At 40.7% G+C, this 21,811-nt stretch carries 18 protein-coding genes and 1 tRNA gene; all 19 read left to right on the forward strand.

The features are described from left to right. The first annotated feature begins 7 nt into the window (after positions 1-7). The 19 genes from IA57_RS07170 to IA57_RS07260 all read left to right on the forward strand — a co-directional run bounded on the left by IA57_RS07170 (position 8) and on the right by IA57_RS07260 (position 21,797). The gene (locus tag IA57_RS07170; RefSeq protein WP_036121184.1) at positions 8-1,195 is read left to right on the forward strand and encodes an FtsW/RodA/SpoVE family cell cycle protein; all 1,188 of its coding nucleotides are present in this window, start codon (positions 8-10) and stop codon (positions 1,193-1,195) included. Then, the gene (gene murG, locus IA57_RS07175) at positions 1,195-2,286 is read left to right on the forward strand and encodes an undecaprenyldiphospho-muramoylpentapeptide beta-N-acetylglucosaminyltransferase (RefSeq protein WP_036121187.1); all 1,092 of its coding nucleotides are present in this window, start codon (positions 1,195-1,197) and stop codon (positions 2,284-2,286) included. The genes IA57_RS07170 and murG overlap by 1 nt, the downstream gene beginning before the upstream one ends. Before the next feature lie 3 nt (positions 2,287-2,289). Continuing rightward, positions 2,290-3,645: a UDP-N-acetylmuramate--L-alanine ligase gene (gene murC / locus IA57_RS07180; RefSeq protein ID WP_036121188.1), complete on the forward strand. Its 1,356-nt coding sequence runs from the start codon at positions 2,290-2,292 to the stop codon at positions 3,643-3,645. Beyond that, positions 3,632-4,351, forward strand: coding sequence for a cell division protein FtsQ/DivIB (locus IA57_RS07185; RefSeq protein ID WP_036121189.1), 720 nt, complete (start codon positions 3,632-3,634; stop codon positions 4,349-4,351). The genes murC and IA57_RS07185 overlap by 14 nt, the downstream gene beginning before the upstream one ends. 3 nt (positions 4,352-4,354) lie before the next feature. Then, entirely contained in the window at positions 4,355-5,686 is a 1,332-nt protein-coding gene (ftsA, locus tag IA57_RS07190) for a cell division protein FtsA (protein WP_036121191.1), read from the forward strand. A gap of 17 nt (positions 5,687-5,703) precedes the next feature. Continuing rightward, positions 5,704-7,662, forward strand: a complete 1,959-nt coding sequence (gene ftsZ / locus IA57_RS07195; RefSeq protein WP_036121194.1) for a cell division protein FtsZ — start codon at positions 5,704-5,706, stop codon at positions 7,660-7,662. 104 nt (positions 7,663-7,766) lie between these two features. After that, positions 7,767-8,216, forward strand: a complete 450-nt coding sequence (locus IA57_RS07200) for a GatB/YqeY domain-containing protein (RefSeq protein ID WP_036121196.1) — start codon at positions 7,767-7,769, stop codon at positions 8,214-8,216. A gap of 13 nt (positions 8,217-8,229) precedes the next feature. Beyond that, a tRNA-Arg gene (locus tag IA57_RS07205) sits at positions 8,230-8,303 on the forward strand. A gap of 74 nt (positions 8,304-8,377) precedes the next feature. Continuing rightward, a complete protein-coding gene (locus tag IA57_RS07210; protein ID WP_036121198.1) occupies positions 8,378-9,229 on the forward strand; it encodes a zinc-dependent peptidase in 852 nt (283 codons plus the stop codon). Between the two features lie 84 nt (positions 9,230-9,313). After that, complete coding sequence (locus IA57_RS07215; RefSeq protein ID WP_036121200.1) at positions 9,314-9,742, forward strand: CBS domain-containing protein; 429 nt, start codon at positions 9,314-9,316, stop codon at positions 9,740-9,742. 503 nt (positions 9,743-10,245) lie between these two features. Next, the gene (locus IA57_RS07220; RefSeq protein WP_036121203.1) at positions 10,246-11,544 is read left to right on the forward strand and encodes a nucleotide sugar dehydrogenase; all 1,299 of its coding nucleotides are present in this window, start codon (positions 10,246-10,248) and stop codon (positions 11,542-11,544) included. A gap of 412 nt (positions 11,545-11,956) precedes the next feature. After that, entirely contained in the window at positions 11,957-12,955 is a 999-nt protein-coding gene (locus IA57_RS07225) for an SDR family oxidoreductase (RefSeq protein ID WP_036121206.1), read from the forward strand. 7 nt (positions 12,956-12,962) lie between these two features. Then, entirely contained in the window at positions 12,963-14,084 is a 1,122-nt protein-coding gene (wecB, locus tag IA57_RS07230; RefSeq protein WP_036121208.1) for a non-hydrolyzing UDP-N-acetylglucosamine 2-epimerase, read from the forward strand. Positions 14,085-14,256: 172 nt separating this feature from the next. Beyond that, positions 14,257-14,616, forward strand: coding sequence for a four helix bundle protein (locus tag IA57_RS07235; RefSeq protein WP_036121212.1), 360 nt, complete (start codon positions 14,257-14,259; stop codon positions 14,614-14,616). A 191-nt stretch (positions 14,617-14,807) separates the two neighbouring features. Further along, positions 14,808-16,016: a UDP-N-acetyl-D-mannosamine dehydrogenase gene (wecC, locus tag IA57_RS07240; RefSeq protein WP_036121214.1), complete on the forward strand. Its 1,209-nt coding sequence runs from the start codon at positions 14,808-14,810 to the stop codon at positions 16,014-16,016. Beyond that, positions 15,998-17,248 (forward strand): hypothetical protein, encoded by a 1,251-nt coding sequence (locus IA57_RS07245; RefSeq protein ID WP_036121216.1) that lies wholly within the window; start codon positions 15,998-16,000, stop codon positions 17,246-17,248. The genes wecC and IA57_RS07245 overlap by 19 nt, the downstream gene beginning before the upstream one ends. Next, the gene (locus IA57_RS07250; protein WP_036121219.1) at positions 17,235-18,371 is read left to right on the forward strand and encodes a hypothetical protein; all 1,137 of its coding nucleotides are present in this window, start codon (positions 17,235-17,237) and stop codon (positions 18,369-18,371) included. The genes IA57_RS07245 and IA57_RS07250 overlap by 14 nt, the downstream gene beginning before the upstream one ends. Beyond that, positions 18,364-19,614: an O-antigen polymerase gene (locus IA57_RS07255; RefSeq protein WP_036121222.1), complete on the forward strand. Its 1,251-nt coding sequence runs from the start codon at positions 18,364-18,366 to the stop codon at positions 19,612-19,614. The genes IA57_RS07250 and IA57_RS07255 overlap by 8 nt, the downstream gene beginning before the upstream one ends. A 62-nt stretch (positions 19,615-19,676) precedes the next feature. Next, on the forward strand, positions 19,677-21,797 hold the full coding sequence (locus IA57_RS07260; protein WP_036121227.1) for a bi-domain-containing oxidoreductase: 2,121 nt from the start codon (positions 19,677-19,679) through the stop codon (positions 21,795-21,797). Positions 21,798-21,811: the final 14 nt, after the last annotated feature.

A 21,811-nucleotide genomic window follows, 5' to 3' on the forward strand; every position in this document is an offset into this window, starting at 1 on the left:
TCAATTGATGCAGGGCATTTTTAAAAATATCAAAGGCGATCGGCTTATATGGGCCATTGCAGCGCTATTGGCCATCTTTTCGTTTTTGCCGGTCTATAGTGCTGCCAGTAATTTGTCGCAAGCCGGTGGCGGAACCTTTGGTGATTTTGCCAAGCACTTCCTGCATTTAATGCTTGGGTTTTTATTGATGTTTGGGGTGCACAAAGTGCCGTATAGGTATTTTAGGGGGTTGTCCATTGTACTACTGCCCGTGGTTTTGGTCTTGCTGCTTATTACCTTGCTTCAGGGCACAACCATGGCCGGAGCCAATGCCAGCCGATGGATTAACATTCCTATTGTTAACATGTCCTTTCAAACATCAACCTTGGCATTTGTGGTTTTAATGGTGTATGTGGCACGGTATATGTCAAAAATGAAAGAACAAACCATCACCTTCAAAGCCTCTATTTTACCCTTGTGGTTGCCCGTGTTTTTAGTATTGATATTAATTCTTCCGGCAAACTTCTCCACAGCGGCCATCATGTTTTCTATGGTATTGATGTTGGTTTTTCTGGGGGGGTATCCCATTAGGTATCTGGCGGTTATTGTTGGCGCTGGGGTGTTGGCATTAACCTTGTTTGTTCTAGTGGCCAAAGCATTTCCAGAGGCCATGCCCAATAGGGTAGATACCTGGATGAGCAGAATAGAAAGTTTTAGTAACAACGAAGTTGGCGAAGAGGGCTACCAAATAGAAAAAGCAAAAATAGCCATCGCTTCTGGAGGCATACAAGGGCTGGGCCCGGGAAAAAGCATGCAAAAGCACTTTTTACCGCAATCCTCATCCGATTTTATTTATGCCATTATCGTCGAAGAGTATGGGTTAATAGGCGCCTTTATTTTAATGATATGCTATTTGTGGCTGCTGTTTAGAATTGTAATCGCCTCGCAAAAAGCCGATACGGTTTTTGGAAAATTGGTGGTGCTTGGAGTAGGGTTGCCTATTGTTTTCCAAGCCTTGATAAATATGGCGGTTGCCGTAGAGCTGTTTCCCGTAACGGGGCAAACCCTGCCGCTAATTAGTAGCGGAGGAACATCAATCTGGATGACATGCTTGGCCTTAGGCGTTGTTTTAAGCGTAAGTGCCAAAAGAGAAGAAATTAAAGAACAACAAAATAATGAGGACAACCCGTTAGAGGTGTTGTCTGAAACCATATAATGAAAAACATTAAAGTCATATTATCTGGAGGAGGCACAGGGGGGCATATTTACCCGGCCATAGCCATAGCCAACGAGATTAGGGCGCGGTATCCCGAAACCGAATTCTTGTTTGTTGGGGCTAAGGATAGAATGGAGATGGAGAAGGTGCCCGAAGCGGGCTACGCCATAGAAGGCCTTTGGATTTCTGGCTTACAGCGTGCATTGACATTAAAAAACCTGAGCTTTCCCTTTAAGGTGATAAGCAGCCTGTTTAAATGCCGATCCATAATTGCTCGCTTTAAACCCGATATCGTTATTGGTACCGGCGGTTATGCTAGTGGACCTTTGCTTCAGGTGGCGGTGTCTAAAGGCATTCCCAGCATCATTCAGGAGCAAAATTCTTATCCCGGAATTACCAACAAGCTGTTGGCAAAAAAAGTCGATAGGATTTGTGTAGCTTACGATGGGTTGGAGCGCTTTTTTCCAAAGGAAAAACTCGTGAAAACGGGCAATCCAGTACGTCAGGATGTGCTTACCATCCACTCGAAACGCCCTGAAGCTCTAGCGCATTTTTCTTTGAATAAGGACAAGAAAACCCTTTTGGTCTTAGGTGGAAGTTTGGGCGCTAGACGAATAAACCAATTGCTAAAAAAAGAACTGGATGTTATTCAAACCCACAACGTGCAAATCATTTGGCAATGTGGTAAGCTGTATTACGATAAGTACAAACTGTATGGCCACACAAAAGATGTGCAGGTACATGCGTTTATTAAGGAAATGGATCTGGCCTATGCTGCTGCCGATATTATTATCTCTAGGGCAGGGGCGCTATCGGTTTCAGAATTGAGCCTAGTGGGCAAGCCCGTTATTTTTATCCCCTCGCCCAATGTGGCCGAGGACCACCAGACCAAAAATGCCCAGGCCGTAGTTAAGGAAGATGCAGCAATTTTAATACAAGAAGCCGATTTGGACGTCGATTTCGAAAACAAATTTGCCCAACTCATGATGTCGCCAGAGCGTCGCCAAGAGCTGGGAGCCAATATAAAAGCCATGGCCTTGGCCCAGGCAACCAAGCATATTGTCGATGAGGTTGAAAAATTAGTATCATAACACATGAATTTAGAACACATACATCATGTTTACTTTATAGGCATAGGCGGCGTAGGGATGAGTGCCCTGGCCCGGTATTTCCATGCCCATAACAAACAGGTGATGGGTTATGATAAAACCCCAACCGAAACAACAGCGGGACTCATAGAATTAGGCATCGCAGTACATTTTGAAGATGATGCGGCAAACCTCGATTTTAACCAGCTTAGTATAGACCATACTTTGGTGGTCTACACGCCGGCAATTCCTAAAACCCACAGCGAACTGAATGCGTTTATAAAGGCAGGTTATCCCGTCATGAAACGGGCTCAGGTTTTGGGGCTTGTTACACAAAACACCTACTGTTTGGCGGTTGCAGGAACGCACGGTAAAACCACAACCACAAGCATTTTGGCGCATTTGCTTTACAGTTGCGATGTGCCATTAACAGCATTTTTGGGCGGGTTTAGTGAAAACTACCAGTCCAATTACATTTCTAAAGGCACAGCAGTTACCGTGGTGGAAGCCGATGAGTTCGATCGTTCCTTTTTAACCCTGTCGCCCAACATGGCGTGCATCACGTCTATGGATGCAGACCACCTAGATATTTATGGCGATGCGGCAACACTGCAAACCTCGTTTAAGGATTTTGCGGCCAAATTAAAGCCGGAAGGCACCCTTTTTGTAAAACAAGGGTTGACCTTGGCAGGAAAAACCTATGGTATAGAGGATGGCTCAGATTACTGTGCTACCAACATAAGAATACACAATGGGACTTATGTGTTTGATGTGCAAACACCAAGCACCACGCTTAACGACATTAAATTTAACCTACCGGGCAGGCACAACCTGTCAAATGCTTTAATAGCCTTGGCAATGGCTGCAGAATACGGTTGCCCTCACCAGCAGCTTGCCAAGGCTTTAGCATTATATAAAGGCGTTAAGCGACGGTTTACATATCATATAAAAACCAGTGAATTGGTTTATATCGATGATTATGCGCACCACCCAGAAGAAATAAAAGCGGTATACCAAGCGGTTAAGGAGATGTTTCCAAACCGTAGGAATGTTATCGTGTTCCAGCCGCACCTGTTCAGTAGAACACGGGATTTTGCCGAGGGCTTTGCAGAAAGCCTAAGCCTTTTCGACGAGGTTTTGCTGTTAGACATTTACCCAGCTCGGGAACTGCCCATTGCAGGGGTAGACGCAGCCTGGTTGCTGGAAAAAATAACGCAAACAAACAAACAGCTCATAAGCAAGAGCGACATTGTTCAAAAGGTAAAGGAAAGTGGCGCATCAGTGGTGTTAACCGTTGGTGCTGGCGATATAGGAGAAGACGTTAAACACATTAAACAAGCTTTGGAACTTGCGGAAAAATAGAACAAACATAGCACTAGGGCTTTTGCTGTTGGCAACCGCATGCTTGTATGCGTTTTCGACCCAAAAAAATGCCAAGCGCATCGTTGGCGATCCTAGGGTCGTATTTCATGGCGACGAGAACTTATATATTGCCCGTGAGACTGTTAGTAAATTGTTAATACAAAATTATAGCAGTGTTAAAAACACGTCTAAAGAAACTTTAGATTTGAATACGTTGGAAACTGCCCTAAATTCCAATCCAATGATTAAATCGGCAGAAGTGTATCTGTCTGTAAATGGAGCGCTTACCGCCGAGGTTGTGCAAAAAAAACCTATTGCAAGAGTGCAAACACAAACATCATATTATATCGATGATCAAGGGGGGTATATGCCGTTGTCGCCTAATTATACGGCTCGCGTGCCTCTTGTAACAGGTCAAGTGAGTAAGAAAAATCTTGAAACGGTTTTTAAAATTGCCCAAAAAGTAACGCAGGATACGTTCTTAAAGGAGCATGTGGTGGAAATCCATCAAACAAAAAACCAGGACATTCTGTTAAGCTTAAGAGGCCATGCGTTTGTGGTGCAATTGGGCGGATTGGAACAACTGGACAAAAAAATAAACAACTTAAAAGCGTTCTATAAAATAGGGCTAAAAGCTAAAACACTGAACGATTACAAAACAATCAACCTGAAATTCGACAGTCAGGTGGTGTGTACTAAAGCGTAAACTATGGAGCATAATATAGCGATAGGATTAGACATAGGAACCACAAAAATTGTGGCCATGATTGGACGAAAAAACGATTATGGAAAAGTAGAGATTTTGGGTATTGGGCGCTCTAAAAGCCTTGGGGTGCATAGAGGTGTGGTGAATAACATTACGCAAACCATTCAGTCCATACAAGCCGCGGTACAAGAGGCCGAGGCCGCTTCTCAACTTAAAATAGAAGAGGTTACCGTAGGCATTGCAGGACAGCACATCCGTAGTTTACAACACAGCGATTATATTACTAGACCAGACTCAGAAGTGGTTATCGATGAAGCAGATATTGTACGCCTAATCAATCAGGTGCACAAATTGGTTATGTTGCCCGGCGAAGAGATTATCCATGTGTTGCCACAAGAGTATAAGGTCGATGGGCAACCGGAAATAAAAGAGCCCATAGGCATGTATGGTGGCCGCTTAGAGGCCAATTTCCATGTGGTGGTAGGCCAAGTATCTTCCATCAGGAACATTGGGCGCTGTGTAAAAAGCTCAGGGCTCACCCTAGAGGGCATTACGCTAGAACCTCTGGCGTCTGCCAATGCCGTTTTAAGTCAGGAAGAAAAAGAAGCAGGTGTAGCATTAATCGATATAGGTGGCGGAACAACCGATTTGGCCGTGTTTAAAGATGGCATCATTCGCCATACCGCAGTCATTCCGTTTGGAGGTAACGTGATTACCGAAGACATTAAAGAAGGCTGCTCCATTATCGAAAAGCAAGCCGAACTGCTAAAAATTAAGTTTGGCTCGGCCTGGCCGGGAGAAAATAAGGATAACGAAATCGTTTCCATCCCGGGATTAAGAGGACGCGAACCCAAAGAAATCACCTTAAAAAACCTGTCGAAAATCATTCATGCCCGAGTGGTGGAAATTGTAGAACAGGTATATGTCGAGATAAAAAACTACGGCCACGAAGAACAGAAAAAGAAACTTATAGCCGGTATTGTGCTAACCGGTGGCGGTGCTCAATTAAAGCACCTTAAACAACTTGTAGAGTACATTACCGGAATGGATACCCGCATAGGATATCCAAACGAGCACTTGGCAGGCGATAGCGACGACGAAGTAACCAGTCCTTTATATGCAACAGCAGTAGGTTTGGTTATGGACGGCCTAAAGCGTCAAGAGCGAAAACAGGTCGAAACGGCAGCAGAAATAGCAGAGGAGGAAAATCCCGAAGCAGCCGAGGACACCCCCATAGAAAACAACCAACAAACGCCCCAACCAAAACCAGAACGCCGTTCGTTTCTGGATAAATTAACCGAACGAGTTAAAGATTTTTTAGATAACGCAGAATAACAAAAAACCCGAAATTCATGAGTAGCAACAACGAATTCGAACACAACATTTCTTTTGATCTCCCTAAAAACCAATCCAATGTCATTAAGGTTATTGGAGTTGGCGGCGGTGGTAGCAATGCCATTAACCACATGTTCCAGTTAGGCATTAGGGGCGTAGATTTTGTGATTTGTAATACCGATGCACAAGCCTTGCAAAACAGCGGTGTTCCTAACAAAATCCAATTAGGGGTTAACCTAACCGAAGGGTTGGGGGCTGGAGCCAATCCCGAAGTAGGCGAACAGGCAGCAGTCGAAAGTTTGGAAGACATCCAACACATGCTGGATACCCACACCAAAATGGTCTTTATTACCGCAGGAATGGGCGGTGGTACCGGTACCGGAGCAGCACCCATTATTGCAAAAATGGCCAAAGATATGGACATTTTAACCGTGGGTATTGTAACCATGCCGTTCCAGTTTGAAGGGAAAACAAGAAACAAACAAGCCCAACAAGGGGTCGAACGCCTTAGGGATGTGGTAGATTCGTTGGTGGTTATTAACAACAACAAGCTGCGTGAGGTTTATGGTAACCTAGGCTTTAAAGCCGGGTTCTCCAAGGCCGACGAAGTGCTATCTACAGCAGCGCGAGGCATAGCCGAAGTAATTACCCACCACTACACCCAAAACATCGATTTACGCGATGCCAAAACCGTTTTGAGCAATAGCGGAACCGCCATTATGGGCTCGTCTACGGCTACAGGACAAAACAGGGCCCAAGAGGCCATTAGAAAAGCTTTGGATTCGCCATTGCTGAACGACAACAAAATTACAGGGGCCAAAAACGTATTGTTGCTTATCGTTTCTGGAACCCAAGAAATCACCATCGATGAGATTGGAGAGATTAACGACCACATCCAAGAAGAAGCGGGCCATGGCGCCAACATCATTATGGGGGTTGGCGAAGACGATGCGTTAGAAGAATCGATTGCAGTAACCATTATTGCAACAGGCTTTGATGTGGACCAACAGCACGAAATCTCAAATACCGAGTCGCGAAAAGTTATTCACGCCCTGGAAGAGGAAAAACCCCTAGAGCGCGACCTGACCCAACGGGAAAAAAACCCGGCCATTATTACACCGCATATCGAGCTGGAGAAAAAAGCCCCGCCCGTAGTTAAACATACTTTAGACCTGGAAGAGTTGGAGGCTATGGATAAACCCAAGCCGCAACCCCAAGCGCCCGATTTGGTAGAAACCACGCCGGAAATAAGAAACATCGCTGTCGATTATGAAACAGTGGTTGTAGATGTTGTTCAGGACGACGAATTTAACATTACGGCAGTGGCTCCAGAAACCGAGCCCGTGACACCCGAAGCGATTGAGGAGGAGCAGCAGTTTACGCTAACCTTCGATATGCCCATAAACAACACTAACCCTAAGCCCGAGCCGCCACAGGCCAAGGATGAGGATTTCGTGGTACACGAGCTGGATGAGAACATAAAAAAGTTACCCGTTAAGGATTATGTCGAGCTAATTCCCGTAACCGAAACCAACGAGGTGGGCGAAAAGCGCTACGCTCTAGACGATTATATGACTTTCGAGCCTGCAGAAAACCACCAAAAAGAACAAGCGGCTTCACAGCTAGCAGAGACAAAAGCAGATCAGGAGCTGGCCTTCGAAAAGAAAACGGCACCCGTGGCACCAGAAACGCCTCAGGAGGACATCGATCCCGTGAATACGCCAATTTCCGAGCTGTTAAAAGAACGTGCAGCAGAGCGAAGACGTAAAATGAAAGACTTTAACTATAAGTTCAACAATTCAAAAATAGACGACATAGAGCGCGTTCCGGCATACAAGCGACAAGGAGTTGATTTGGATGAAACCAAACACTCCTCGGCAACCAATGCCATTTCAAAAACGAGCATCAGCTCCGATGAGAACGACGACATCCAATTGCGAAGTAATAATTCGTTTTTGCATGACAATGTAGATTAATAGCAGGTAAGTTTAGTGTTTTAAGCTTCTTGAAAACCCGTTTTTATAGTTTAAAATCGGGTTTTCTTTTTTATCTTCGCGGCACGATTTAATTTTATGGAATTATGAGTTTACAGCAAGAGGTTATGACGGCCTTAAAAGCCGCAATGAAAGCGAAAGATCAAACCGCATTAACCGCCTTAAGGTCGGTAAAATCGGCCATATTGTTGGCGCAAACCGAAAGTGGAGCCAAAGCCGAATTGACCGAGGAAGAGGAATTAAAACTGCTTCAAAAACTAGTTAAGCAGCGCAAAGACAGCGCCGCAGTATATATAGATCAAAACCGCGAGGATTTGGCAACCCCAGAATTGGAGGAAGCCGAAGTGATTTCGCAGTTCCTGCCAGAAGCCTTATCGGAGGACGCTATCGCCCAGGTCGTGGCCGAGGTGATTAGCGAACTAAAAGCCGAAGGCATGAAAGATATGGGAAAAGTTATGGGCGTTGTCAGCAAAAAACTGGCAGGTCAGGCCGATGGCAAGACCATTTCGGCCATTGTTAAACAGCAATTGGGCTAAACATCCCCTTATTGGCCACGTAGCTCAGCTGAATAGAGCACTGGATTTCGGCTCCAGCGGTCGTAGGTTTGAATCCTACCGTGGTCACAAAAAAAAGCAAGCGTTCTCGCTTGCTTTTTTTATATTAGTGCATTTTAAAACCACTAAGCCCCAACTTAACCATGTACTGTGTCTTGTTTATAGCTCCAAAAACACCCTACGATTGGGTTGTGGATGGCCTTTTTATTATGGCCTTTGTGCTCTTCTTTTTTCGGTTTGTCTTTCGGTATTTCGAAATGGGCTATGCCCTGCTAAGAAAAAAGCCCATATACACCCATTGGTATTGGCGCCTGCAAACCATTAGTCCCGAACAAGAACGCCTTTTGATCTCTAGGCTGGCCTTCTATAAGCGGTTAACCCCAAAGCGACAACGGTATTTTAAGCACCGCTTGGCAACCTTTATTAACGATAAAGAATTTGTTGGACGGCAGGGGCTGGAAATGACCGAAGAGGTAAAACTGCTCATCTCGGCTACGGCCGTAATGCTGACGTTTGGCTTTCGCAATTATGTTATCGAGGGCATCAATACCATTTTGGTCTACCCTTCAACGTTCTACTCCCAAACCAACGACAACCACCACAAAGGCGAGTTTAACCCCAAATTAAAAACCTTGGTGCTCTCCTGGGAAGATTTTGTTATGGGGCTGGATGTCACTAACGACAATTTAAACCTGGGCGTACACGAGTTTGCCCATGCCATTCATTTAAACAGTAAAACGTACAGCGATATTAATGGAGCGCTGTTCTTAAAGTCTTTTGAAGAGTTAGTTCAACTGCTAACCGAAAACCAGAAACTCAAACAAGATTTGCTAGATTCGCAATACCTACGTGACTATGCCTTTACCAACCAATACGAGTTTGTGGCGGTGATTATCGAGAGTTTTATAGAAACCCCTAGGGAGTTCAGAAGCCAGTTCCCGCAACTTTACACCAAAACCAAGCAAATGCTGAATTTTAATTTCGCTGGATATTAATACGGCGATTTCCATGATTTTTGTCATACTTTATTAAACCAATCTGGGCTAATTTTAATGAAGAATTTAAAAAAGCCATAAGTGATGAAAATGTATACGCCCATTTCAGAGATTATGACCAAGAAGGTCATTACATTAAACCATACAGATGAACTAGAAACGGCCGAACGCCTTTTTAAAACCCATAAAATACGACACATCCCTGTGGTCGATGGGAAAGCTATTGTAGGCATGCTAAGTTATACCGACCTGTTACGCATTAGTTTTGCCGATGCTGTAAACGACGATGACGATACCGTAGAGGCATTGGTGTATAACATGTTTACCATAGAACAGGTGATGGCCAAAAAGCTCATTAGCGTACCGCCCACAGCAACCGTTAGAGAGGTGGCGCAAATATTAGCCATTAGAGAGTTTCATGCGTTGCCGGTTTTAGAAGGACGAACCATAGTGGGTATCGTAACCACAACCGATTTAATTCGGTATATGCTAAAGGAGGAAGCTGAAGCGTAATTTAGGGGGTATGTGATGTTTAACCCAATCCAGCGAGGAATCCTAAGGGGTTAAACATCCATAACCGCCCTTGCTTTGCAGGTTGCCAATGGCAAGGAGACTACATGTCATAACTCGTAGGGGCACTGTTAAAAAATCTTCAGAAGGGCATAAAGCAAACAGCTTTAATCCAACGCCCTCATACAGCCATGCGTTGTTTTTATCAAATCGTTAATTTTCCGGATTTAGATGGGCAAAAGCCAATGAAAAATGGTAATTTTATCGGCTTAAATACAGCATGTATTTAAAAGCATGCCGCCCTTAAATCTAAATGTCTGCCTGGTTAAGTCTGTAGCCTACAGCTGGCCGTAGTATTTTTTCTATCCGTTACCGATAAAATGCTAGGTGGTATTGGTCGGGGCTGCACATAATATATAAACAATAAAGACAGCTAAAGAGAGTTTACTTCATATATATGTTAGGGGTAACACCTTAAAGCTGTCGCACTAAAAAACTTTTGAATAATGACCAAACAACATCCAACCATTGCCGTTATAGGACTTGGTTATGTGGGCTTGCCCTTAGCGGTAGAATTCGCTAAACAGTATAAAACCGTAGGGTTCGATATTAACACCCAACGGGTTTCCGAATTACAAGAAGGAACCGACATGACCCTAGAGGTAGAAGATCAAGATTTGCAAGCCGTTTTGGTAAGCCATCCGCAAGCGTTGTTGCAAACCCCACAGGGGTTATTGCCCACAGCCGATGTTTTAGATCTGCAACAGGCCAATGTGTATATCATTACGGTACCAACACCTACCGATAAAAACAACCGTCCGGTATTAACCCCCTTAGTTAAAGCTTCAGAAACGGTGGGTCGGGTATTAAAACCCGGCGATACGGTGGTGTACGAATCGACGGTATACCCTGGGGCAACCGAAGAGGTGTGTATTCCTATTCTAGAGCGTGAGAGCGGCCTGACCTTTAACACCGATTTTGTGGTGGGCTACTCTCCAGAGCGTATCAATCCGGGCGATAAGGAACATACCGTTAGTAAAATATTAAAGGTAACTTCGGGCTCTACCCCGGCAGCTGCCGAAGCCATAGACCAGCTGTACCGTTCGGTAATTACCGCAGGCACCTATAAAGCGGCTTCTATAAAAGTGGCCGAAGCAGCCAAGGTCATCGAAAATTCCCAGCGCGATATTAACATCGCCTTTGTTAACGAACTGGCCAAAATTTTTAACCGCTTAGACATCGATACCCACGAGGTGTTAAAAGCAGCAGGTACCAAATGGAACTTTTTGCCGTTTACCCCAGGCCTTGTAGGGGGGCACTGTATAGGTGTAGACCCCTACTATCTGGCTCAAAAAGCTCAGGAAGTGGGCTACCACCCCGAAATTATTTTGGCCGGCCGCCGCATGAACGATGCCATGGGGCAATATGTAGGCAGCCAGGTGATTAAACGCATGCTGCAAAACGATATTAAGGTAAAAGGCGCTAAGGTCTTACTACTGGGCATTACCTTTAAGGAAAACTGCCCCGATGTGCGCAATACCAAGGTGGTGGATGTGGTTGCCGAATTGGAAAGTTTTGGTACCCAAGTCACTATTTACGACCCGTGGGCCAATCCGGAGGAGGTGATGCATGAGTATGGACTAACCACCACCCAAACCCTGCCAGAAGGCCCGTTTGAAGCTATCGTGCTGGCAGTTGCCCACAAAACGTTTTTAAGCTTGGACTTTGATGCCCTTAAAACCGAAGATGCCGTTGTTTACGATGTAAAAGGCGTACTAGGCGAAAAAGCCTGTGCGAAATTATAAGAGCACATTAAATCGCTTTGTTTCCCCACCCCTAAAGGGAGTCAAGTTAACCACTTTTGTTCCCCCAGCCCTAAAGGGTGCAAAAGTGGAAAATAAAGAAAGAATAAACAAAGGATTTCCCACCCTTTAGGGTCGGGGAATGGAAATCCGCTTAGGTCGGGGCAAGAAATCCAAGATTAACCCACTTTTGTTCCCCAACCCTAAAGGGTGCAAAAGCGGAAAAATAAAGAAAGAATAAAGGATTTCCCACCCTTTAGGGTTGGGGAAGGGAAATCCGACTTAGGTCAGGAAAAGGAAATCCGACTTAAGCCGCGGCAAGAAAACCCGCAAAAAAAATATTTAAAAACACCCTATGTAACATGTTTTGGGAAATTGTCTCAAATCGTATGTCATAGGTCAAGAAGAACGATACATGAACATAGATCAATTTACAGCATTAAAAGGCAAACAGATATTAGTAACAGGAGGCGCTGGTTTTATTGGCTCCAACCTCTGTGAAATCCTTTTACACATTGGCGCTAAGGTGCGGTGTTTGGATAATTTTGCCACAGGACACCGCCATAACATAGCACCCTTCTTAAGCAACAACAACTTTACATTGCTAGAAGGAGACATTCGGGATTTGGAAACCTGCCATAAGGCCTGCAACAAGGCCGACTTTGTGTTGCATCAAGCAGCTTTGGGTTCGGTGCCACGGTCCATTAACGACCCCATTACCTCCAACGAGGTGAACGTTAGTGGCTTTCTAAACATGCTTGTAGCTGCTCGCGATGCCGGTGTAAAGCGATTCGTTTATGCGGCCAGCAGCTCCACCTATGGCGACCACGAAGCCCTGCCAAAAGTAGAGAATAAGATTGGCAAGCCGCTGTCGCCCTATGCCATTACCAAGTATGTAAACGAGCTGTATGCCGAAAACTTCTACACCACCTACGGCCTAAACACCATAGGTTTGCGGTATTTTAACGTGTTTGGGCGCCGTCAGGATCCCAATGGGGCCTATGCTGCGGTAATTCCCCTCTTTGTTAAACAATTTATGAACCACGAGAGCCCGGTAATTAATGGCGATGGTACCTATTCGCGCGATTTCACTTACATCGACAATGTGCTACAAATGAATTTACTAGCGCTAACCACCGAGCGTAAAAGTGCCTTAAACCAAGTGTATAACACAGCCGTTGGCGATAGAACAACCCTATTGGAACTCACTAGCCATTTAAAAAAATACCTCGCCGAATACGATAAAAAAATAAACGACGTAACCGTAACCCATGGCCCTAACCGCAAGGGCGATATTCCCCATTCGTTAGCATCGGTGGCCAAGGCCGAAACTCTATTGGGCTATACGCCTACCCACACCATAGAAGCCGGTATTAAAGCTGCTGTTAATTGGTATTGGACGCATTTAAAATAACCCGAACATGAAAAAAAACCTGATTGTATTTGGTACCCGCCCCGAAGCCATAAAAATGGCCCCCTTGGTAAAGGCCTTTAAAACATACAACAACTTTGATACACGCGTATGCGTGACCGCCCAACACCGTGAAATGCTGGACCAGGTATTGGACTTTTTCGAAATTACACCCGATTACGATTTAGACCTGATGAAACCCAACCAAAACCTGTACACCCTAACCGCCGATATCATTACAGGCCTAAAACCCATACTCGAGGACTTTAAGCCCGACTATGTGTATGTACATGGCGATACCACCACCACCATGGCCTCTAGTATCGCTGCTTTTTATTCAGGGGCGAAGGTATGTCATGTCGAAGCAGGCTTGCGTACCCATAACAAACGGTCACCCTTCCCCGAAGAAATCAACCGCCAAGTAGCGGGACGTATTTGTGATTATCACTTTGCACCAACCGCCCAATCCAAACAGAATTTATTGGCCGAGAATGTCAAGGAAGAAGATATTTTAGTCACCGGAAATACAGTGATTGATGCCTTGCTGGATAGTTCAGAACGTGTAACATCACTTCAAAATGACGAAATTTCAGCACTAAAAGAAATGGTAAATCCTGCCAAGAAATTAATCTTAGTAACAGGACACCGCCGCGAAAATCACGGACAAGGTTTTATCAACATCTGTGAAGCCTTGAAAGAGATTGCTACCACACATGCGGATGTGCAAATTATCTATCCCGTGCATTTAAACCCAAACGTACAAAAACCGGTGCATGAAATCCTGTCGGGTATCGAAAACATAAAGTTAATAGATCCCTTAGCCTATCCGGCCTTTGTGTGGTTAATGAATCAATCGTATATGATTATTACCGATTCAGGAGGCGTACAAGAAGAAGCCCCAAGTTTAGGGAAACCTGTACTCGTTATGCGAGATACCACCGAGCGCCCGGAAGCTGTAGACGCAGGTACCGTTATTTTAGTAGGAACCGACAAGCATAAAATTGTAGAAGAAGCCAATAGTTTATTAACCAATACAAGTCGCTATCAATCGATGAGTGAATTACATAATCCGTATGGAGATGGAAAAGCATGTCAACGAATAGTGGAGTTTATTAATGAATTGAAAGAATAAGATGATTGCAGAAATGCAAATTCGCTAATTCGTGGATTCGCTAATTCGTAAGTTCGCAGAGACGCAATGAGGCAAATTCGCAAATTTGCAGATTCGCAGATCCGCAAATCCGCAAAAAAAAAACAAATCAACGAATCAGCAAATCCGCAGATAAACAAATAAGAAAAAACAGATGAGAGAATATTACTTTGAGCGACTGGAAGTTTGGAAAGCGAGAAGGTCTTTTATAAAAGAGATCTATCTAGTTACAAACCATTTTCCTTCTGAAGAAAAATTTGGTTTAATATCTCAAATCAGAAGAGCATCTATGAGTATTGCAGCAAATACAGCAGAAGGGATGTCTCGAAAAACTGAAAAAGACAAAGCGCGTTTTATCAATCAGGCGTTCAGTTCGGCAATAGAAGTCATGAGTTTTTTAATATTAAGTAACGATTTACAATTTTTAAAGCATGAAGAATATGTTCAGCTGAGAGAAAAATTAGAAAAAATAACAAATCAATTGAATAGCTTATATAATAAATTTGAAAGGTAAGTAGAAACGTAAATTCGCAAATTCGTGGATTCGCTGTTCGTGGAGAGGTAAAGAGGCAGAGAAGCAAATAGGCAAATCCGCGAATCCGCAAATTCGCAAAAAAACAAATCAGCGAATTAGCAAATCAACGAATCCGCAAAAAAACAAATCAGCAAATCAGCAAATCAACGAATCCGCAATAAAAAACAGATATGCAACCAAAAGTAACAACCATAGGCTTAGGCTACATCGGATTACCAACGTCAGCTTTAATAGCCAACAACCAAATCCCGGTGCATGGCGTAGACATTTCGCAACATGTGGTCGATACCATTAATGCAGGGAACATACACATCGTAGAGCCCGATTTAGACCAAGCGGTGGCCAAAGCAGTACAAGACGGCTACCTAAAAGCCGATACCAAACCCGCCACGGCCAATGTCTACCTGATCGTGGTACCCACACCCTTTAAAGGCAATAACGAACCCGACATTTCCTATGTGCAAGCCGCCACAAAAGGCATCATCCCCCTGTTAAAAGCAGGCGATTTATATATTATCGAGTCCACCTCGCCAGTAGGAACCACCGAAAAAATGATGGCCCTGATTTTCGCCGAGCGCCCAGAGCTGGAAGGCAAAATACACCTGGCCTATTGTCCAGAACGCGTATTGCCGGGCAATGTCATGTACGAGCTGGTGCATAACGACCGCGTGATTGGCGGAGTAGATAACGCCAGCACCCAAAAAGCCATGGCCTTTTACCAGCAGTTTGTACAGGGCGAATTGCACCCTACCAATGCCCGTACCGCCGAAATGTGCAAACTGACCGAAAACGCCTCCCGCGATACCCAAATAGCCTTTGCCAACGAGCTGTCTTTAATTTGCGACAAGGCCGATATTAACGTGTGGGAACTCATCCGTTTGGCCAACAAACACCCGCGGGTAAACATCTTACAACCCGGCTGTGGCGTTGGCGGCCACTGCATAGCTGTAGACCCCTACTTTATTGTCTCAGACTACCCCATGGAGTCCAAACTTATTGGTACCGCTAGGGGCGTAAACAACTACAAATCGTTTTGGTGTGCCGAAAAAATACAAAATGCCAAACTGCAGTTCGAGCTGCAACACGGCCGCACCCCCAAAGTGGCACTGATGGGTCTGGCCTTTAAACCCAATATTGACGATTTACGGGAGTCTCCGGCCAAGTACATTGTAAACAAAGTGCTGCAAAACGATAGCAATGGCGAGTATTTTATTGTAGAACCTAATATAGAAGAGCATAAAGTGTTTAAATTAACTAATTATAAAGTAGCTGTTGAAAAAGCAGATATTGTGGTATTATTAGTAGCACATAATGAGTTTAAAGATTTGATCTTTAAAAAGGAGCAAATTGTGTTAGATTTTTGTGGGGTAAGAAAGTAATAGTTTGGATTGGGGTGAATGTCAATAAAGAGGTTGTAGTTTCGTTTTTAATATATGGTGTTGGTTTAGCTTCAATGTTAATATCAGACTTGTATATATCAAAAAATTTTGATATTGATTTTATCGCAGATTGGGCGTTTGTTAAATCATCTGTTTTAATAATTAGCACAGTTTGCCTTATGGGATATGATACTCTTTTTATAAGAGATCAATCGTTAATTAAAAGATATTTTAAACGTTTCTGGGGACAAACAATTATTATTGCTTTTTTAGTATCGACAATTATTTGGCAGGTAAAAGGGTTGTCTATCAATCAAGTTATAATGCTTTTTTTTGCTATTGTTGGTTTAGCTTTTCTTAATTATATATCTTCAAGTTCTAGGGCTTGTTATAATTTATGGAAGGCACAATTTTCAATTAATTTTTGGAAGATTATACTACTTCTTTTGTTATTATTAGGCTATTTCGCTCAACCTATTGAATATTATGTTTTAGCTGTTATTATAGGGGTTTTATTGTCTTTTTTTTTAAAAGGTTATTATCCTAAAAAAGAGAATATTCAAGAAGGAGGAAAATATCTATCGTTACCAGACGCCAATAAAATGGGATTCTACTTTTTATTGACTAATCTGACGCTCATTTTTGCAGTTAATGGAGAACAGTTTGTAATTAACTTATACGGAGATGCCAATGTTTCAGCTCATTTATTTACTTATTTTTCTGTTTTTACTCCTATAGCACTTAGTATTAATGGTTTTTTAGGTTTCTATTTTGGACCTAAAATAAGACGCCAAAAAGAATTTAACTTGAAACATTATTTTAATTTTTCTAAGAAAATTCTTGTGTTCTCAATTTTAATTACAATTTTTTCAGTGATATCAGGATATTTTTATATGATAAAATTTATGAATATTACGAAAATAGAAATAGATTGGGCATTGATTTTAGTATTAGCTTTTCTTTGTATAGTTAGAGGAGTCTATATTTCAACATCAATAGGGTTAGGGATTTTTGGTTCTAAGAGGTCTATAGGAAAATCAGCTTTAATGTTTTGGGTATTTACTATTGTTTATATATTCAGCATTTTTATAATGTTGGCTTATTTAGAAAATGAATTTGTAGTTCTCGGAATTGCAATAGCCTCTTTATTAAATTGGATTGGAAGATTTTCTGTATCTAATTACTTTACAATTAAAGAATTAAAACTGATTAATAAGAATGTTAAAAGATAAGAATAGATTTGTTTTTTTAGCGCCATTATCTGCGATTTCAAGAAGAACTAGATTGTATAAAATATCTAATTATATTCATCAAAATAATCGACAATTAGATATTGTACATATTGGTTGGGAGAGAAATATTGGAGAGAGGGATGAAATATATTTAGACTATGATATTGAAAAAAAAATAATACTAAAAGGAGGTGGATACGGAGGAAGTAAAATTAAACTCTTTTATTTTTTATGGATTATAAAATCTTTCTATACCTGTCTTAAATTAAAAAAAACAGATGTAGTATGGGCATTGGGCTTTGAAAGTGCTTTTCCAGCTCTGCTTGCCTCTAAATTTAAGAGTTTTCAAGTGATTTTTGATGATGCTGATCGGTTTTCTATGCTTTTTCCCTTTCCTAAACCTATAAAGCTAATTATTGAATTTTTTGAGAAAATTACATCTAGAAATGTTTATAAACATATTATACCAGTAATAGAGAGATATAATTTTAAATCTGATAATTTTTATATTTTACAAAATTTTCCTTCTAAATCTGAAATTTTAGAAGCTAAAAAAATTTATAATAAAACAACATATGTTAAAGATAAGCTAGTAGTGAATGTTAATGGCTGGTTGGGAGAAAATCGTGGTATTGATATTGTAAAAAAATTATGTGATGAAAAAATAGAAGGATTGTCATTTATAATGGCAGGAAAATTAGATTGCAATGATGCAAAGACTATAGTTAATTACCCAAATGTTCAGTATCTGGGAGAAGTTGCTAATGCTGAGGCATTAGCGTCTTACTATGCTTCTGATTTTGTTTTTACTTATTACAAGCCTAATTCTAAAATTAATACTTTAGCTGCTTCAAATAAATGGGGAGATGCCATAATGACTAATATTGGTGTGATTTTAAATGAAGAAGTTTTAACTGGTAAATTTCTTATAGATTATAAAATTGCTTTCAGTTTTAGAACAGATAATGAATCTGGATTAATACAAATTTTAAAAGATTGTATATATAATCGATCTTTAATAGATAATATCAAGGATAAATCCAGAGAAGCTTCTAGAGAATTTGGATATTTCGAAGATCAATTAGAGTGTTTGTTAAATAAAACAAAGGTTTTTAATGGATGATAAATTATTCTTGTTGAATTTATTCAATGTTTTAACATTATTAGGAATCATTAGCTTATACAAATATAGAATAGCTAATCCATTGTTCTATTACTTCTTTTTTAATTGGATAATGGTATTTGGATGTTTTAATTTTCTAGATTTTAATATCGAAGCTGACTATATACATGCATTGTTAATTAGTATGACTCCGTTATATCTATTAATTGGTTATTTGTTAGGAAACTTAGGTGAATTAAAAGGTAGTTATAAAAAGTATTTATTAACTGATATAAAATTAAAACCGAATAAGAGTGTTTTATTATATGCGAAGATATTGTTCGTTATTTCAATTTTTATGTCACTGCTTTATTATCATTTAGTAGGTTATAATCTGATGTTTTTAAGTTTGACATCTAAAGTAGATGATTTTGTTACTATGAGATTAGAGGCTTATTCAGGTAATAATTATTATGCTCCAGGTATTTTTAATCAATTTAAAAACACAATATTTCCTATACTTTTTTTCTTTTTTTATTTTTTGAATAAAAATAAAAAATGGATTTCATTCTATTTAATTTTAATTGGTCCAATATTAATCTATAGTATAGCTGGGACAGGACAAAGAACTTTTTTGATTTTGTGTTCTATCATAGGTTTTTTTATTTTCTCCACTTTAAACAAAGGGAAAATTCCTAAAAAAAATATGATAGCTGGAACTATAGTTATACTTGCTTTTTTTAGTTTCTTGTCTGTAAATTTAAAAAGGAGTGAGTCTACTTCTTTTAATGATACTTTTAGTCAATTGTTTTATAGGATATTGGATTCTAATCAATATAGTGCTGTTATAGCATTTAGATACGTTTATGATAAAGATATTCAGTATGGAGGGGAATGGCTAACTTCATTTTTAGGTTTAATTCCTGGTGTGAAAGGGAGTGATCTTTCAAATCAAATTTTTAATGTGATATTTGGAGGTACACGTGGCACATCTCCTCCAAGTGTATGGGGATCAGCATATCACAATTTCGGATTCATAGGATGTATTATTACTGGGATACTTATTGGTTTCATCTATACAAAGTTGTATAAGCGTTTTTTAAATGGGGATTTGAATGTTTTAAGAATTTGTGGTTATGCAGGTATATTTGCTTATTTAGCCAGTTGGATTTCTGGTACTCCATCACAATTATTAAATAATGGAGTGTTGGGATGTATGCTAATATTATATGTAGCAAAAGTTTTTAAACGTAAATATGGTTAAAATATTGAAATATAACATTTTAAAACTACCAATTTAGGAGAGACATATTAATTATAAATATTATGAAACAAATCATACAATCCTTTAAAACAGGAGCAACCATATTAGAAGACGTGCCAGCGCCACAGGTAAAAAGAGGGGCTGTTTTAATACAAACCACCAAGAGTTTGGTGTCGTTAGGTACAGAGCGTATGTTGGTAGAGTTTGGGAAATCTAATTTAATTTCAAAAGCGAAGCAACAGCCCGATAAAGTAAAGCAGGTGTTGGATAAAATTAAAACAGATGGTTTAGTACCAACGTTAGAAGCGGTGTTTAATAAATTAGGAGAACCGCTACCACTTGGGTATTGTAATGTAGGTAGAGTAATTGCTGTTGGAGAAGGAGTAACTGATTTTAAAGTTGGGGACAGAGTAACGTCAAATGGACAACATGCAGAATTTGTGTGTGTGCCTCAAAATTTAGTAGCACATATTCCAGATAATGTAACAGATGAAGAGGCTTCTTTTACGGTAATCGGAGCTATCGGTTTACAAGGAATTCGTTTGTTAAATCCAACACTTGGAGAAACGGTGGTGGTAACAGGTTTAGGACTGATAGGTTTAATTACAGCACAATTGCTAATAGCAAATGGATGTAGAGTAATTGGGGTTGATATCGATAGTGCTAAATTAGAATTAGCAAAACAATGGGGTGTTGTTCCTTTTAACCCAATTTCTGATGGCGATGTGGTAAAGTTTGTAGAAGAACAAACCAATGGTGTTGGGGCAGATGGTGTGATTATTACAGCGTCTGCTAAAACAGATGAAATAGTTTCGCAGGCAGCAAGAATGTCTCGTAAAAGAGGACGAATTATTTTAGTTGGAGTAATCGGGTTAAATTTAAGTAGAGCCGAATTTTACGAAAAAGAGTTGTCTTTCCAAGTATCATGTTCTTATGGTCCAGGACGTTATGATGAAAATTATGAGCAAAAGGGGCAAGATTATCCGCTAGCTTTTGTAAGGTGGACAGAAAAAAGAAATTTTGAGGCCATATTGCAAACAATTTCTTCTGGAAAGCTTCATGTAAAGGAAATGATATCTGAGGTGATTCCGTTACAGGATTATTTGAAAATTTATGGAGAAATTGGTGCAAGTAAATCAATAGCGTCTATTCTATCGTACCCAGATTATGAAGGTAAAACTCCAGAGAGTTTAATCTCGTTAAACAAAACCAGTTTTGAAGGAAAAAAAGGCATTCTAGGAATTATAGGCGCTGGAAACTTTACCAAAATGACCATGCTTCCTGCTTTTAAAAATACGGGAGCAAATTTAAAATATATCGCTAGTCAAGGTGGCGTTTCTGGAACTGCAATGGCTCAAAAATATGCTATTGCAAACTCAACGTCTGATTACAAAGAAATTTTAAAAGATAAAGAGGTTGATTTAGTTTTAAATACAACACGTCATAATCTACACGCTTCTATGACTGTAGAAGTTTTAAATGCAGGGAAACATGCTTTTGTAGAAAAACCGCTAGCGTTAAATGAACAAGAATTACAACAAGTCATAGAGGCATATCAAAAAAACAATCAAACGGTAACTGTTGGATTCAATCGTCGTTTTTCTCCACATATCGAAAAAATGAAAAGTGTTTTAGGTAATTCTCCAATGAATGTTATTGCCACAATGAATGCGGGGGCAATTCCTGCGAATGTTTGGGTGCATGATTTAAAAGTTGGTGGCGGAAGAATTATTGGAGAAGCGTGTCACTTTATTGATTTGATTACCTTCCTAACAGGAAGCAAAGTGAAAAGTGTTTGTATGAATGCGATGGGGGTGAATCCTGAAGAGAATACGGATAATGCAACGATTTTATTGAAATATGAGAATGGTTCCACTGGGGTTATCAATTATTTTGCAAATGGATCTAAAGCCTATTCGAAAGAAAGAGTCGAGGTGTATTCGCAAGAAAGAACCATTGTAATGGATAATTTTAGAGAAACAAAAGCTTACGGATTTAAAGGGTTCTCTAAGTTGAAAACGAAATTAGATAAGGGGCACAAAAATCAATTTGCAAGGTTAGTTCAAACAGTTCAAAATGGCGGAGATCCCTTAATTCCTTTTGATGAAATTGTAAATACAACTAGAGCCAGTTTTGCGGCTATAGAAAGCCTAAAACAAGGTAAATGGATTGATTTATCATAACTGATTAAAGACCT

Origin of the sequence: Mangrovimonas yunxiaonensis, assembly GCF_000733475.1 — a bacterium.
In the GTDB taxonomy this organism is placed as follows: Bacteria; Bacteroidota; Bacteroidia; order Flavobacteriales; family Flavobacteriaceae; genus Mangrovimonas; species Mangrovimonas yunxiaonensis.

Coding starts and splice junctions, on each gene's coding strand:
- IA57_RS07250 (WP_036121219.1), top strand. CDS start 17,235: ATGTTAAAAGATAAGAATAGATTTGTTTTTTTAGCGCCATTATCTGCG.
- IA57_RS07215 (WP_036121200.1), top strand. CDS start 9,314: ATGAAAATGTATACGCCCATTTCAGAGATTATGACCAAGAAGGTCATT.
- IA57_RS07225 (WP_036121206.1), top strand. CDS start 11,957: ATGAACATAGATCAATTTACAGCATTAAAAGGCAAACAGATATTAGTA.
- murG (WP_036121187.1), top strand. CDS start 1,195: ATGAAAAACATTAAAGTCATATTATCTGGAGGAGGCACAGGGGGGCAT.
- ftsZ (WP_036121194.1), top strand. CDS start 5,704: ATGAGTAGCAACAACGAATTCGAACACAACATTTCTTTTGATCTCCCT.
- IA57_RS07255 (WP_036121222.1), top strand. CDS start 18,364: ATGGATGATAAATTATTCTTGTTGAATTTATTCAATGTTTTAACATTA.
- IA57_RS07260 (WP_036121227.1), top strand. CDS start 19,677: ATGAAACAAATCATACAATCCTTTAAAACAGGAGCAACCATATTAGAA.
- IA57_RS07210 (WP_036121198.1), top strand. CDS start 8,378: ATGTACTGTGTCTTGTTTATAGCTCCAAAAACACCCTACGATTGGGTT.
- IA57_RS07220 (WP_036121203.1), top strand. CDS start 10,246: ATGACCAAACAACATCCAACCATTGCCGTTATAGGACTTGGTTATGTG.
- wecB (WP_036121208.1), top strand. CDS start 12,963: ATGAAAAAAAACCTGATTGTATTTGGTACCCGCCCCGAAGCCATAAAA.
- wecC (WP_036121214.1), top strand. CDS start 14,808: ATGCAACCAAAAGTAACAACCATAGGCTTAGGCTACATCGGATTACCA.
- IA57_RS07200 (WP_036121196.1), top strand. CDS start 7,767: ATGAGTTTACAGCAAGAGGTTATGACGGCCTTAAAAGCCGCAATGAAA.
- ftsA (WP_036121191.1), top strand. CDS start 4,355: ATGGAGCATAATATAGCGATAGGATTAGACATAGGAACCACAAAAATT.
- murC (WP_036121188.1), top strand. CDS start 2,290: ATGAATTTAGAACACATACATCATGTTTACTTTATAGGCATAGGCGGC.
- IA57_RS07235 (WP_036121212.1), top strand. CDS start 14,257: ATGAGAGAATATTACTTTGAGCGACTGGAAGTTTGGAAAGCGAGAAGG.
- IA57_RS07170 (WP_036121184.1), top strand. CDS start 8: ATGCAGGGCATTTTTAAAAATATCAAAGGCGATCGGCTTATATGGGCC.